The organism is Pseudomonas sp. CBS (assembly GCF_024734645.1).
Classification (GTDB): domain Bacteria; phylum Pseudomonadota; class Gammaproteobacteria; order Pseudomonadales; family Pseudomonadaceae; genus Aquipseudomonas.
Genome location: NZ_CP102929.1, coordinates 1,738,638 through 1,752,186 on the forward strand (window position 1 = coordinate 1,738,638; position 13,549 = coordinate 1,752,186).

Consider the following 13,549-nt stretch of genomic DNA (forward strand, 5'->3'; position numbering starts at 1 on the left):
TTGCAATTGGATAACCGGGTTACTTGGAACCTGCCGCCCAGCGCATACCCCAGCCGTAAGCCTTGTCCATCAGCGAATGACCCTTGTGGAAGTCAACGCGGCGGCTCACCTTGACGCTGCCACCGACGTTTTCCAGCAGGGCGATTGCACACATACCCAGGCGACCACCTTCTTCATTCAGGCGAACCTCGATAGGTGGTTGACCCGGGACATGGATAGTCACCACGCCATCGGTTTCCCGCCAGTTCGGGGCGCCTTCATAAATGAAGGCGAACACCAGGACCCGTCGAATCTCGCTCCAGTGCTTACCGTTGATGTGCAGCCATTCGCCATCGCTGACGGCGCCGGTACGGTCATCACCTTTGAGTTGAATGTAGGGGTCGTAATCCAGCTCGCCGAAGCAATTGCCCAGCGCCTGAACGACGCCCTTGGAACCGTCCTGCAACTCGTAAAGGCACCCGACATCCAGGTCAATGGCGTTGTTACGCGAGAAGAAACCGCCGCCCCCCTTGCCTTTGTTCCAGTTCAGGTTGACCTTGATTTCGCCAAAGCCGTCAGCGGTTTTTTCCAGGCTGATGGACGAGCGAGTCTTGTCGAGGGTAATTTTGCTGAGGCTGACCGATGGCTTCGGCGCCGCTGCCGGAGCAGGCACGGGTGCTGGCGCTGGAGTTGGAGCCGCGGGTGCAGGCGCCGCGACTTCAACACCAAAGTGCTGGGCCAACGGCTCCAGGCCACCTGCAAAACCCTGGGCTACACAGCGAAACTTCCACTCACCCTGGCGACGATAGAACTCACCCAGGATCAGTGCGGTTTCTTTCATGCCTGCGGTAGGTATCTGCGCCTCAATGCCGCCGGAAACAGTCAGCGCGAGATGAGAAACGCGGTCGAAGCTGGCCTTGTTCTCATAGATCGTTGCGGTCAACGCGACTTTCTCGACTGCCGCCTCAAGGCGCGACAGGTCAAGGGTGAACACTGCGCTACCGGCCGAGGACTCGGTCATTTGCACCGCGCCACCCAGCACATTGGTCTGCCCGTAGAAACACATATCGGTGTCGCCACGGACTTTTCCAGCGGCCCCAAGGACAAACGCAGACACGTCGATATCAGCGCCCGGAATGGCCGAGTAGCTGATATCCACCCGTACCTGGCCGGTGGCGACCGGCGCGTTTGCGCCTGGCCCCAAGGTCGTCATGACCGTACTGCCTGGATGGCCAGGTTGACCAGGTCGTCAGCTGTGCGGCCGTTGGTGACTTGACCGATAGCCTTGAATTCCCAGCCGCCGGCTTCGCGCACCAGGCTTGCCATGACCACACCGGTATGACTGCCCTTCTCGGACAGATTGAAGCGCGCCAGTTCGGTCTTGTTGCTCGCGTTGACGATACGGCAGTAGGCGTTGGCAATTTTTTCGAAGTTTTGCCCCGTGAAACTGTTCACGGTGAACACCAGCGATTTGACCGTGGCCGGCAGGCGCTGCAGGTCAACGTTGATGGTTTCATCGTCGCCATCGCCTTCGCCGGTACGGTTGTCGCCGGAATGCTTGATCGAGCCGTCGCGCGATTGCAATTGGCGGAACCACACCAGGTCCACTGGCTGAAGGTCTGCATCAAAAAGGATGCAGGAGGCATCCAGGTCGATCTCACCGCTGTTGCCCATCAACCGCCCCAGGAATCCGGCTTTCTCCGGATCCCAGCCCAGTCCGAGGCTGATCGCTGTAAGGCCGCCACCGCCCGCGGTTTTTTCCAGGGAGATTGTTTGGTTTTTAGTCAGAGTCAGGGCCATCGGTACGCTCCTTGTTAATCGTCGTTTTCTGGTGTGTACGGTTGTTGTCTTCAGCCACGCAGGCGGCCATTGGTTTCAGGACAAAAGCAGGTATGCCCTGAGTCATCGGCCGGCCTCGGCGAGACGAATCGGTTGTTCGGTGTGGCTGGTCTCCACATGCCTGACGCCATGCCATTTGGCACGCTCAAGGATATTGGTCGCCCATTTGAGATGAGTCGCTGGTTCGCACATCGCGTCATTGTGTTTGAAAACAGCGGGCGCGATCTCGTTCAGCATTAATTTGGCACAATTTAAATCCTCAACACTGACGCGCAGGCTGTCCTGGATAGTGTTGATCTGGCTCGGGTGAATCGCCGTCTTACCCACCAAACCATGAGCAATATCAAGGCCCAGCTCTTCCAGCAGCAGGTGCGGTGTGGCCAGTTGCTCGAACACCGGCGCCGTCAGGGCAAACCCTTGGGAGCCCATGACGCCGGCCAACATCGGGATCACATACCCCATGGGTGTGTTGTACAGCGTCATGTCCGGGTTACGCCTCAACCCCAGGCAACCCAGCAAGTCATTGCCGCCGATGCGCAGCGCGATGATGCGCTGCGCCAGTGTTTCGTTGAGCGCCGTCCCCAGCTCGACCATTGCCTGCGGATTGAAGACTTCCCGGGTTTCCAGGGTCGGCATCAGCAGCATCTGCGGGTTGGTAACCGCCAACTCCCACGCACGCAGGTTGGACAGGCTCAATTTGGGCACGACAAAGCCGTCGACATGAGCCATCAGCGGCCAATCGTTCAGCACCGCCGCCATCTGCCAGTCGCGCGGGCGCACAAACAGCATCGGCCCGTCTTCCGACCGGCCGCCCTGCTGCTCAATGGCGCTCAACAACCGATGCAGGTTGCGCAGGGCGGTGTCGACGTCGATTTCGGCAACCGCGTCCTCAAGACACACCACCATAGAGCGCAGTTGAGGCAGCTTCTTGCGAAACACTACCTCGAGAATGTCCTCACGGGTGGCCGGCATATAGAGCGTGGCACCCAGGGCGTAAGGCGATATTTTTTTCATCAGCTCAAGCTCCGGATGACGGTCACTGCACGGTAGGGGCCAAGGGCGGCCCCCACTTCCTCAACCGTCACACCGGCCCGTTCGGTCAGGTGCATCAGCAGTTGGACGTCCGGATCGCTGCGATCACGCACCAGCACCTGGTCCGGCACTCGGCGCAATACGGCGCGGGTAGCCTCGGCGATACCCGGCTTTACCCGGTTCAAATTGGTAATGCCAAAACGCTTGGCAATGACGTCGATCACGTCCAGCGCCGCCGACTGCAACTCAGTGCGCTGCGCTTGCGTCCATGCAGACGCTGGCGCGACGGCAGGCAATGCCCGGCGCGCGGCCTCGATCTGGTTCACAAAGTCGCGGGTCACATCGTGCTCATTCAGGTGGTCGTAGACCACGCACCCATGCAGCCCACCCTCGGCGGGCCAGATGGAGCGCGAGACCAGACCGGAAACCGTGGCGCCCAGGATGCCCGATGGAATCACCCAGTCTTCAGCGGACGCCGCCAGCCAGGCGCGCCCGCATGGATCGGCGAGTACCACAAGGCGTGGCTGCTCCGGGAACCGCGCATCGCCGTTGAGGCTGCGCTGGATTTCGCCGGAGATTGCGCCCTTTCCGGTCCAACCATCCACAAACACGATGTTTTCGGCGCCATGAGCGGCGATCACGGCCTCCAGGGCAACTTTGTCGATGCCACGGTCACGCACGATACTGATGCCGTAATGATGGGCATCACGCCCCAGATCCAGCAGAGCACGGCGCAGCAGCACGCCCAAGGGAAGGCCCGCGCGAACGAACGACACGAGCGCAATCGATGGCCCCTTGCAAGCCTGGTCCAGGGCCAGGGCCAAGGACTGAACGTCACTGGCCATCCTGCCCGCGTTTTGCTGCATCGCCCGCTGGTACAGCTCTTTGTGCACCTCGGTAGGCGCCGACTCCTGGCTGATCATCTCCGAGTAATGCTTTTGTCTGGTCTGGATCAGGCGCTCTTTCTCATGGACATCCGTCACTTCAATCTCGACGGGCTGCAGCAGGAACAGCACGTCTTCGGCCTGGTAGCTCCCGCTACCGACCGTGGTCAAATGGGCGAAGGCATCACGCATGGATCATCGCCTCCACGACTTTTGCCAGTTGGCTATTGGCCGGCGTTGCCCAGAAGTTGCATTCGTTCATAAAACCCAGGTCAGTCACGCTGTCGCCAAACCCCAACACCGGGCGTTCGCCGTGAGTGGCACGGTCTCGACGCAGCAGTTCCTGGACCGCATGGTGCTTGGCCAGGCCATTGGGCAGGAACGCGAGGTTGTTACCGTTGCCGTGAATATGCATGCCTTCCACAAGGCCGCGGGCCTGCACTTCTGCCAGTACCTTCTGCAGCACCGAGTCGTCGGACTCGTTGTGCTTGGTCACGACGTAGTTGAGCAGGCCTTGCTCTTCGACCACCCAGCCGCGCAGGGAAAAGCCCATTTCCTCGCCGATCGCCAAGGTTGCCGCGCTGAGCGCAGGCAATCGGCTTTGATAGGCGGCGAGCACCTCAGTCATCTGCCCATGCCAATCCCGGTCCAACGTCCCGTCGGGCTGAAGAATCACCCCACCGTGGGAGCACACTGCCCCTGCGACAAAGGGCAATTGCACGCGGCTGTAGGCTTCCACGCTGCGCGCGGTGACCGGAACCACATCGGCCGATTCCAGCAGCCACTCCACAAAACTTTTCTGCACTGCACTCATGTAACCGTTGGGCTGCCCATCGACATCCAGCGTCGCCGTATGCCGGGCACTGCCTTCGGGCATCTTGCGAGCCGTCTGGAACAACGTGTCATCCAGGTCTATGAGGATCAGGGGGCGCTTACTGCTCATCGACGATGACCTCTGCGTTCAATGCATCTATCAACGATTGCGGAACCGCCTGGGCAGGTGTTTCGCTACAGATCAACACCCGGTCGAATTGGCCCGGCCGCACGTTGTAAAGAAAATTGGGGATGCCCAGACCATAGTTGTCGGAGAACGACAACGCGTGGCCGATCTCATGCCCCAGGGCAATCGGCGAGCGGGTGGTGGAGCTGAAATGAACGTCGCCCCCCGCCTGTTCAAGGCGCTCGGCCAACAGGAACGGGCGCCACACGAATTCCCCGGTGCCTACCACGAGAATCCGTTCGCCCGGCTTCACCTGAATATCCGTTGCAAGCGTGTCATCCACATGACAAACGCCCAGACGCCCCCAATCGTTGCGCGGATCAATCGGCCAGTCGCCCACCGCCACCGCCCCGACATCCGGCATGTGCGGCAGCGGCGCGCTCACATCTTCAAGGAAGCGGTACGTGCCCTGAAGCAGCGACACCTCATCGGCCGTCTCGCCCAGAACCTTGCGCACGGCCCCTTGGGACCAATCGGTAAGCACGCACGTCACCACCCGCTCGACCTTGCTCAGCCCGGCCTCGATAAGCGCCCGGTGCAGATTGATAAACGTCTTGCCGGTTGAGGCCTCGTCGTCCACCAGCACCAGAGAACGCGCCTGATGCATCAGTTCGCGGATAGTGGGATCGGTTGGCTGATGGATCAAGTGCGCGCTGGCGTGGCTGTGCTCCTCTTCGAAGCGGGCGAACATTTCATCCCCCACCGGATGCCGGGTGCTCACCAGATAGACGGTGTCCTGGCGGGTCTTGCTGTACATGCGGTGCACGCCGGCGCCCAGGCCCACGGCGGTCTCGGCCATGCCGATCACCAGCACCGGCCCGGGCAAATCTGCGGGAATCTTCGCGGCGAGGCTTGCGTAACTGGCCTGCATGGCCGATGGGCGCACAGGGATATGCTTGCCCAGCACCCGCGATACAAACAGGAACGCGCGCTTTGGGTTGCGGCGTTCCGCGAATCCGAATAGTGATTCGGGTTCAAAGGCCGACTGGTCTATATCAACCTCCATCAACCCGCGCTTGAGCTGCGCGCTGAGTCGGCGTGTCGATGTTTTTAGTGCTGCGGATTCCATGTACGACATTCCTAAAAGAGGCGTTTAGTGAGTGCGATGCCCCTCACTTTTTCTTCAAACCGGGTGCCTCTACGGGTTTCTGGCTTCAATCCGCCAAAGCGAGGATTGAGCTTCACGGGCCATTTCCGAGGTTGAATACATTCGGCCCGTTGGGGATTTGGAAGGTGACACCTGGCAGGCATCCAGGAAGGCCAGGAGCAGGCCTGCCTTGACGGCAAAGTTCATGTTTTGCGCGTCCGGCAAGGTGGACGTCACCATGGCGATAACCCCGCCGCTGGTATCAAACAACGGGCTGCCACTGGACCCGGGCTGAATCGCGGCGGTGAATTGCAGCAAACTGGAATCGTTGTGCAGCCCGAACAAACTCGACACGCCTCCCTGGGTGACATGCACACCGCCTCCGGCCAGGCCCGCCATTGGAAAGCCCAGTGCAATCACTGATTCGCCCAGCGCACAACCGGCACCGTCCTTGAAGAGCACGGGCGATAACGTCGGGCAGTCCTGGACCCGCAACAGCGCGATATCGTTACGTTGATCGACCACGACCACTTCAGCGCGGTAACGGCCGGCAAAAGAAGAAATGTGCAGTTCCTGCATGCCCTCGATTACGTGGGCACATGTCATTACGTGACTGGGTGAAACGGCAAAACCGGTGCCCGTTGCAGAACCACGGTTTCTGGGAGAATCGCCGGAATAAGGGCGACGGTTTGGGTGTGCGTCATCGATGCTGATGCCCATGCGGCGCCCCATCGCGGCGAGGCCATAGGCGGAACCTTCGGCGAGCGCGCGGAACTTCCACTGATCGTTACGCTTGTAAAACTCGCCGATAACAATGGCCGATTCGCCGTTGTTACGCAAATCCAGGTGCAACTCGACCTGATTGTCGACCTGAAGACGCAACTCTTTGAGTTCACTGACAGGGCCTGCTGCGCCAAAGGTGTAAACGACCAGCAACACCCCTTCACTGCCGCCGGGCAACGCGGACAAATCAAGGGAACAACCGATCGAGGCTTGCTTGCCGCTCCACTCCATCCACTTCTGGGTGATTTGAAACAGCGCCGGATCGCCTGTTGGCAGGCGCTTCTCGGTCACCGGGAGCAATGCGACAGCAGCGTACTCACCGAAGGCGGTGGCGTTACCGGAGTCGAGTGTCCATGCAGTCTTTACACCTGAAATAGCGGTGTTTGCTCCGGGCGTAAGCGCCTTCATCCTAACCTTCCCTGATCGATGTGAGGGTGATTATGTCAAGACAGACACAATCATTCACTCTTTCTGTGGCGCGTTGATATCAATTAGAGGCGAGTACGGCGACCGTAATGGGCTTCACGCGTACGCCTTCGGCCCATTGACTCACCGGCTCCGGCAAACCCAGCCGACGAGTGGCGAAAATTCCGGCCAGGTTTACCCCGGTCGCGCGCGTATAGCCGATACCGCCGGAGTAGCGCGGATTGATCTCCAGCAGATAGGGAACGCCTTCAAGGTCGTCCCGCGTCTGCACGTTCACCAAGCCATCGCACTTGAAATGCGCCGCAGCCTTGAGGGCCAACTCCACCGCCGCTGATTCGCGCTCGAATGTCTGGTGAACGCCCTGCTTCCTCCTGCCCACGAATGCCACGGGTGTGCCCGCTTCGCACACCATGTCGACCGAACATTCGCTGCCGGCGAGATAAGGCATGACCAGCATCGGCGCACGCTCTGCGCCCGACCGGTAAATCTTCAGGTAAGTGTCGAAATCGATTTCCCGCGCATCCGGGTTTTGCAAACAGCGAAACGGGTCGACATCCGCCTTGAACCGCCAGAACCCCTGCCCGTAGATGCCGACCACAGGCTTGATGCAAACCTCGCCCTGCGCCGACAGCACCTCGTAGGCCGCCGCCAGTTCCTGGGCATTTGTGACTGTAATCGCCGGCGTGCAAGCGAGCCCCGCACGCTCGGCCTCAGCGGTGAACTGGCTTTTATCGTCCACCTTGTCAAAGGTCTCCATGGACATGCCGCCGGTGACAAGCCGCAAGCCGGCAGCCTCGAATCGCTCGCGGGCCGCCTCGTACTGGCTGCCAATACGTCCCGCGAGAATGACTTGGATACGGTGCTCAAGGGCCGTCTCAATCACCCAGTCGATACGTTCCTGGTTATCTTGAGGCTCTTGAAAGGCGACGTCGGCCTGCCCTGTGATCTCGGGCCGATCCTGGCGATGGGAGGCGAAGACCCTGACACCCGCCGGTAATGCTTCACGCGCACCTATAATAATGTCGCGCTGGCTGGATTGACCTTCAAGAAACCAGATCACGTGTAGCTCCTCAATGAACATCGGCGGAAATTGACGCACTCGTTGGGCTAACGCCCTCAACGCTGTGTAATTTTTCCGACACATTAACGAACATCAAGCAAAAGGCTATCTAAATCCTGTTTCGCCGTATCACAGACCGCAAACGCCCCACGCCTCGCCGAGGTCGCTTTCGCGCCTTTTTGGACCAAACATTGATCCAGAGCGGTATCCGCGTCGCCAAAGTCAGTTAAAAGATCCGCTTTACCAACTTGCGCCGCCCGCACAAGTAATAGCAACTTCCCCCGCTAAACGCCGAACAGTTGTTTAAAACCCACGCAAACAATATTCATTATCATTTAGAGCATGAAAACTTCGTTACCAGTTAAACAAAACACAATTCATTAAATGCGCGCTAATGCCCGCCCCACAAGGGCTACAGCCCCAAGAAGGTGCACTATGTCCTTATTCCATCGAATAATTTCGCTATAGGAATTTTACTTGCCCGGTGTTTAGCCATAAAATCACCGCGATTGATTGCGCTGCGACATATCGTCACTGCATCGTTACTTTTTCGAGCTCAGAGACCTTTGCTCTCTGTTAAGGATTTCCAGCATGACCGAAGCGACAGGACTCATGGCCCACAACTGGGGCTTTGCCATTTTCCTCCTCGGTGTTGTCGGCCTCTGCGCCTTCATGCTCGGTGTCTCCAGCCTCCTCGGGTCAAAAGCCTGGGGCCGCAGCAAAAATGAACCGTTCGAATCCGGCATGCTGCCTACAGGTGGCGCCCGCTTGCGGCTCTCAGCCAAATTCTATCTGGTCGCGATGCTCTTCGTGATCTTCGATATCGAAGCCCTTTTTCTCTTTGCCTGGTCTGTGTCCGTCCGCGAAAGCGGCTGGACCGGATTCGTCGAAGCCCTCGTTTTCATAGCAATTCTGTTGGCAGGCCTTGTCTACCTATTCCGAGTGGGCGCCCTTGACTGGGCTCCGGAAGCTCGTCGTAAGCGGCAAGCGAAGCTGAAACAATGAGGCTTTGGCGATGCAATACAATCTCACCAGGATCGACCCGGATGCTCCTAACGAGCAGTACCCCATCGGCGAACGGGAAACCGTTTCCGATCCGTTAGAAGACCAAGTCCACAAAAACATCTACATGGGCAAGCTGGAAGACGTGCTGAGTGGCGCGGTCAACTGGGGACGTAAGAACTCCCTGTGGCCGTACAACTTCGGTCTGTCCTGCTGCTACGTGGAAATGACCACCGCCTTCACGGCGCCCCACGACATCGCGCGCTTTGGCGCCGAAGTTATCCGGGCATCGCCGCGTCAGGCGGATTTCATGGTTATCGCCGGTACCTGCTTTATCAAGATGGCGCCGATCATTCAGCGTCTCTACGAGCAAATGCTCGAACCAAAGTGGGTTATCTCCATGGGTTCGTGCGCCAACTCCGGTGGCATGTACGACATCTACTCCGTGGTTCAGGGGGTGGACAAGTTCCTGCCCGTGGACGTCTACGTGCCTGGCTGCCCGCCCCGCCCTGAAGCATTTCTGCAAGGCTTGATGCTGTTGCAGGAATCGATTGGCAAGGAGCGTCGCCCACTTTCCTGGGTTGTCGGAGATCAAGGCGTATACCGCGCCGAGATGCCGTCACAAAAGGAACAGCGCCGCGAACAGCGTATTCAGGTAACCAACCTGCGCAGCCCCGACGAAGTCTGATCCAGAACCGCTTCTTTTATAGAACGAAAACCTGGCTTCATTCTTTACGTTGACCGAAAGCGATAAAAAACCATGACTACAGGCAGTGCTCTGTACATCCCGCCTTATAAGGCAGACGACCAGGATGTGGTCGTCGAACTCAATAACCGTTTTGGCCCTGACGCCTTCACCACCCAGGCCACACGCACCGGTATGCCGGTGCTGTGGGTGGCGCGTGCCAGGCTCGTCGAAGTCCTGAGCTTCCTGCGCAACCTGCCCAAGCCGTACGTCATGCTCTATGACCTGCATGGCGTGGACGAGCGCCTGCGCACCAAGCGCCAGGGACTGCCGAGCGGCGCCGATTTCACCGTGTTCTACCACCTGATGTCCCTGGAACGTAACAGCGACGTGATGATCAAGGTGGCCCTCTCCGAGAGCGACCTGAGCGTTCCGACCGTGACCGGTATCTGGCCCAACGCCAACTGGTACGAGCGTGAAGTGTGGGACATGTTCGGCATCGACTTCCCGGGCCACCCGCACCTGACGCGCATCATGATGCCGCCGACCTGGGAAGGTCACCCGCTGCGCAAGGACTTCCCTGCCCGCGCCACCGAATTCGATCCCTTCAGCCTGACCCTCGCCAAGCAGCAGCTTGAAGAAGAGGCTGCACGCTTCCGTCCGGAAGACTGGGGCATGAAGCGCTCCGGCACCAACGAGGACTACATGTTCCTCAACCTGGGCCCGAACCACCCTTCGGCTCACGGTGCCTTCCGCATCATCCTGCAACTGGACGGCGAAGAAATCGTCGACTGCGTGCCTGACATCGGCTACCACCACCGTGGTGCCGAGAAGATGGCCGAGCGTCAGTCGTGGCACAGCTTCATCCCGTACACCGACCGTATCGACTACCTCGGCGGCGTGATGAACAACCTGCCGTACGTGCTCTCGGTCGAGAAGCTGGCCGGCATCAAGGTGCCGGACAAGGTCGACACCATCCGCATCATGATGGCCGAGTTCTTCCGGATCACCAGCCACCTGCTGTTCCTGGGTACCTATATCCAGGACGTCGGCGCCATGACCCCGGTGTTCTTCACCTTCACCGACCGTCAGCGCGCCTACAAGGTCATCGAAGCCATCACCGGCTTCCGCCTGCACCCGGCCTGGTACCGCATCGGCGGTGTCGCCCACGACCTGCCGCGTGGCTGGGAACGCCTGGTCAAGGAATTCATCGACTGGATGCCCAAGCGTCTGGACGAGTACCAGAAAGCCGCCCTGGACAACAGCATCCTCAAGGGCCGGACCATCGGCGTCGCCCAGTACAACACCAAAGAGGCCCTGGAATGGGGCGTCACCGGTGCTGGCCTGCGTTCCACCGGTTGCGATTTCGACCTGCGTAAAGCGCGCCCGTATTCCGGCTACCAGAACTTCGAATTCGAAGTCCCGCTGGCGGCCAACGGCGATGCCTACGACCGCTGCATCGTGCGCGTCGAAGAAATGCGCCAGAGCCTGAAGATCATCGAACAGTGCATGCGCAACATGCCGGAAGGCCCGTACAAGGCGGATCACCCGCTGACCACGCCGCCGCCGAAAGAGCGCACGCTGCAACACATCGAAACCCTGATCACGCACTTCCTGCAAGTTTCGTGGGGCCCGGTGATGCCGGCCAACGAATCCTTCCAGATGATCGAAGCGACCAAGGGTATCAACAGTTATTACCTGACGAGCGATGGCGGCACCATGAGCTACCGCACCCGGATTCGTACGCCAAGCTTCCCGCACCTGCAGCAGATCCCTTCGGTGATCAAAGGTGAAATGGTCGCGGACTTGATTGCGTACCTGGGTAGTATCGATTTCGTTATGGCCGACGTGGACCGCTAAGCATGAATAGCACGCTTATCCAGACAGACCGTTTCACCTTGAGTGAAACCGAGCGCTCGGCCATCGAGCACGAGCTGCATCACTACGAAGACCCGCGCGCGGCGTCGATCGAAGCCTTGAAGATCGTCCAGAAGGAACGTGGCTGGGTGCCGGACGGCGCCCTCTACGCCATCGGCGAGATCCTCGGCATCCCCGCCAGCGACGTTGAAGGCGTGGCGACGTTCTACAGCCAGATCTTCCGCCAGCCGGTTGGCCGCCACATCATTCGCGTGTGCGACAGCATGGTCTGCTACATCGGTGGCCACGAGTCCGTGGTCAGCGAAATCCAGAGCAAGCTGGGCATCGGCCTGGGCCAAACCACTCCGGACGGCCGCTTCACGCTGCTGCCAGTGTGCTGCCTGGGCAACTGTGACAAGGCGCCGGCGTTGATGATCGACGACGACACATTCGGTGACGTGCAGCCTGCCGGCGTCACCCAATTGCTCGAGGGCTACCCATGACCCTGACTTCCTTCGGTCCAGCCAACCGCATCAAGCGCACGGCTGAGACTCACCCGCTGACCTGGCGCCTGCGTGACGACGGCGAAGCCGTTTGGCTCGACGAGTACCAGGCCAAGAACGGTTACGCGGCCGCGCGCAAATCCTTTGCCGACATGGCCCAGGACGACATCGTCCAGACCGTGAAAGACGCAGGCCTCAAAGGCCGCGGCGGTGCAGGCTTCCCCACCGGGGTTAAGTGGGGCCTGATGCCGAAAGACGAATCCATCAACATCCGCTACCTGCTGTGCAACGCGGATGAAATGGAGCCGAACACCTGGAAAGACCGCATGCTGATGGAGCAACTGCCCCATCTGCTGATCGAAGGCATGCTGATCAGCGCACGCGCGCTGAAGACCTACCGCGGCTACATCTTCCTGCGTGGCGAGTACACCACCGCTGCCAAGCACCTGAACCGTGCCGTGGAAGAAGCCAAGGCAGCCGGCCTCTTGGGCAAGAACATCCTCGGTTCGGGTTTCGACTTCGAACTGTTCGTGCACACCGGTGCCGGGCGTTATATCTGCGGTGAAGAAACCGCACTGATCAACTCCCTCGAAGGCCGCCGCGCCAACCCGCGTTCCAAGCCGCCCTTCCCTGCCGCCGTGGGCGTGTGGGGCAAGCCGACGTGCGTGAACAACGTTGAGACCCTGTGCAACGTGCCGGCAATCATCGGCGACGGCGTGGAGTGGTACAAATCGTTGGCCCGCGAAGGCAGCGAAGACATGGGCACCAAGCTCATGGGCTTCTCCGGCAAGGTCAAGAACCCGGGCCTGTGGGAACTGCCTTTCGGCGTGACCGCACGGGAGCTGTTCGAGGACTACGCCGGCGGCATGCGCGACGGCTACACCCTCAAGGCCTGGCAGCCAGGTGGCGCCGGTACCGGCTTCCTGCTGCCTGAGCACCTCGACGCACAAATGTACGCTGGCGGCATCGGCAAGGTGGGCACCCGTATGGGGACCGGCCTGGCCATGGCCGTGGACAACACCGTGAACATGGTGTCGTTGCTGCGCAACATGGAGCAGTTCTTCTCCCGTGAATCCTGTGGCTTCTGCACCCCGTGCCGCGACGGTTTGCCGTGGAGCGTCAAGCTGCTGATGGCCCTGGAAAACGGCGAAGGCCGTGAGGGTGACATCGAGACCCTGCTGGGTCTGGTCGGTTTCCTCGGCCCAGGCAAGACCTTCTGTGCTCACGCACCGGGCGCCGTGGAGCCATTGGGCAGCGCGATCAAATACTTCCGCTCGGAGTTCGAAGCCGGCATCGCGCCTACCAGCGCCGCCGTCCCGCCTCTGGCAAGGCCGATTGTAGTCGGCGCGTAACGCTTAACAAGGCGAAGGGTCCGTGCCCTTCGCCTTCTCATGTGCTGACGCCTTCATGGC

At 59.9% G+C, this 13,549-nt stretch carries 13 protein-coding genes; 5 read left to right on the forward strand and 8 right to left on the reverse strand.

From position 1 onward, the window contains the following. Positions 1–19 precede the first annotated feature (19 nt). From NVB75_RS07895 to NVB75_RS07930, 8 genes are all read right to left on the reverse strand, one after another. Complete coding sequence (locus NVB75_RS07895) at positions 20–1,192, reverse strand: TerD family protein (RefSeq protein WP_258346728.1); 1,173 nt, start codon at positions 1,190–1,192, stop codon at positions 20–22. Then, positions 1,189–1,779: a TerD family protein gene (locus NVB75_RS07900; protein ID WP_258346729.1), complete on the reverse strand. Its 591-nt coding sequence runs from the start codon at positions 1,777–1,779 to the stop codon at positions 1,189–1,191. The genes NVB75_RS07895 and NVB75_RS07900 overlap by 4 nt, the downstream gene beginning before the upstream one ends. 102 nt (positions 1,780–1,881) lie before the next feature. Further along, complete coding sequence (locus NVB75_RS07905; protein WP_258346730.1) at positions 1,882–2,832, reverse strand: HpcH/HpaI aldolase/citrate lyase family protein; 951 nt, start codon at positions 2,830–2,832, stop codon at positions 1,882–1,884. Further along, complete coding sequence (locus NVB75_RS07910) at positions 2,832–3,926, reverse strand: cysteine protease StiP family protein (RefSeq protein ID WP_258346731.1); 1,095 nt, start codon at positions 3,924–3,926, stop codon at positions 2,832–2,834. The genes NVB75_RS07905 and NVB75_RS07910 overlap by 1 nt, the downstream gene beginning before the upstream one ends. Continuing rightward, positions 3,919–4,677, reverse strand: a complete 759-nt coding sequence (locus NVB75_RS07915) for a trehalose phosphatase (RefSeq protein WP_258346732.1) — start codon at positions 4,675–4,677, stop codon at positions 3,919–3,921. Before NVB75_RS07915 ends, NVB75_RS07910 begins: the two co-directional genes overlap by 8 nt. Continuing rightward, positions 4,667–5,803: a phosphoribosyltransferase domain-containing protein gene (locus NVB75_RS07920; protein WP_258346733.1), complete on the reverse strand. Its 1,137-nt coding sequence runs from the start codon at positions 5,801–5,803 to the stop codon at positions 4,667–4,669. The genes NVB75_RS07915 and NVB75_RS07920 overlap by 11 nt, the downstream gene beginning before the upstream one ends. A gap of 69 nt (positions 5,804–5,872) precedes the next feature. After that, on the reverse strand, positions 5,873–7,012 hold the full coding sequence (locus tag NVB75_RS07925) for a trypsin-like peptidase domain-containing protein (protein WP_258346734.1): 1,140 nt from the start codon (positions 7,010–7,012) through the stop codon (positions 5,873–5,875). 79 nt (positions 7,013–7,091) lie between these two features. Then, a complete protein-coding gene (locus tag NVB75_RS07930; protein ID WP_258346735.1) occupies positions 7,092–8,090 on the reverse strand; it encodes an ATP-grasp domain-containing protein in 999 nt (332 codons plus the stop codon). 591 nt (positions 8,091–8,681) lie between these two features. Here NVB75_RS07930 and NVB75_RS07935 point away from each other — a divergent pair. The 5 genes from NVB75_RS07935 to nuoF all read left to right on the forward strand — a co-directional run bounded on the left by NVB75_RS07935 (position 8,682) and on the right by nuoF (position 13,489). After that, complete coding sequence (locus NVB75_RS07935; RefSeq protein ID WP_003219575.1) at positions 8,682–9,095, forward strand: NADH-quinone oxidoreductase subunit A; 414 nt, start codon at positions 8,682–8,684, stop codon at positions 9,093–9,095. 10 nt (positions 9,096–9,105) lie between these two features. After that, positions 9,106–9,780 (forward strand): NADH-quinone oxidoreductase subunit B family protein, encoded by a 675-nt coding sequence (locus tag NVB75_RS07940; protein WP_003219572.1) that lies wholly within the window; start codon positions 9,106–9,108, stop codon positions 9,778–9,780. Between the two features lie 72 nt (positions 9,781–9,852). Further along, positions 9,853–11,637 (forward strand): NADH-quinone oxidoreductase subunit C/D, encoded by a 1,785-nt coding sequence (gene nuoC, locus NVB75_RS07945; RefSeq protein WP_258346736.1) that lies wholly within the window; start codon positions 9,853–9,855, stop codon positions 11,635–11,637. Between the two features lie 2 nt (positions 11,638–11,639). Then, positions 11,640–12,137 carry an NADH-quinone oxidoreductase subunit NuoE gene (gene nuoE, locus NVB75_RS07950; protein ID WP_003219568.1) on the forward strand — a complete coding sequence of 166 codons (498 nt, stop codon included), beginning with the start codon at positions 11,640–11,642 and terminating at the stop codon, positions 12,135–12,137. Continuing rightward, complete coding sequence (nuoF, locus tag NVB75_RS07955; RefSeq protein WP_258346737.1) at positions 12,134–13,489, forward strand: NADH-quinone oxidoreductase subunit NuoF; 1,356 nt, start codon at positions 12,134–12,136, stop codon at positions 13,487–13,489. Before nuoE ends, nuoF begins: the two co-directional genes overlap by 4 nt. Positions 13,490–13,549: the final 60 nt, after the last annotated feature.

What these genes read in the sequence shown, in the direction of transcription:
- NVB75_RS07895 (WP_258346728.1), bottom strand. Translation starts at nt 1,192, where the DNA reads ATGACGACCTTGGGGCCAGGCGCAAACGCGCCGGTCGCCACCGGCCAG.
- NVB75_RS07900 (WP_258346729.1), bottom strand. Translation starts at nt 1,779, where the DNA reads ATGGCCCTGACTCTGACTAAAAACCAAACAATCTCCCTGGAAAAAACC.
- NVB75_RS07905 (WP_258346730.1), bottom strand. Translation starts at nt 2,832, where the DNA reads ATGAAAAAAATATCGCCTTACGCCCTGGGTGCCACGCTCTATATGCCG.
- NVB75_RS07910 (WP_258346731.1), bottom strand. Translation starts at nt 3,926, where the DNA reads ATGCGTGATGCCTTCGCCCATTTGACCACGGTCGGTAGCGGGAGCTAC.
- NVB75_RS07915 (WP_258346732.1), bottom strand. Translation starts at nt 4,677, where the DNA reads ATGAGCAGTAAGCGCCCCCTGATCCTCATAGACCTGGATGACACGTTG.
- NVB75_RS07920 (WP_258346733.1), bottom strand. Translation starts at nt 5,803, where the DNA reads ATGGAATCCGCAGCACTAAAAACATCGACACGCCGACTCAGCGCGCAG.
- NVB75_RS07925 (WP_258346734.1), bottom strand. Translation starts at nt 7,012, where the DNA reads ATGAAGGCGCTTACGCCCGGAGCAAACACCGCTATTTCAGGTGTAAAG.
- NVB75_RS07935 (WP_003219575.1), top strand. Translation starts at nt 8,682, where the DNA reads ATGACCGAAGCGACAGGACTCATGGCCCACAACTGGGGCTTTGCCATT.
- NVB75_RS07940 (WP_003219572.1), top strand. Translation starts at nt 9,106, where the DNA reads ATGCAATACAATCTCACCAGGATCGACCCGGATGCTCCTAACGAGCAG.
- nuoC (WP_258346736.1), top strand. Translation starts at nt 9,853, where the DNA reads ATGACTACAGGCAGTGCTCTGTACATCCCGCCTTATAAGGCAGACGAC.
- nuoE (WP_003219568.1), top strand. Translation starts at nt 11,640, where the DNA reads ATGAATAGCACGCTTATCCAGACAGACCGTTTCACCTTGAGTGAAACC.
- nuoF (WP_258346737.1), top strand. Translation starts at nt 12,134, where the DNA reads ATGACCCTGACTTCCTTCGGTCCAGCCAACCGCATCAAGCGCACGGCT.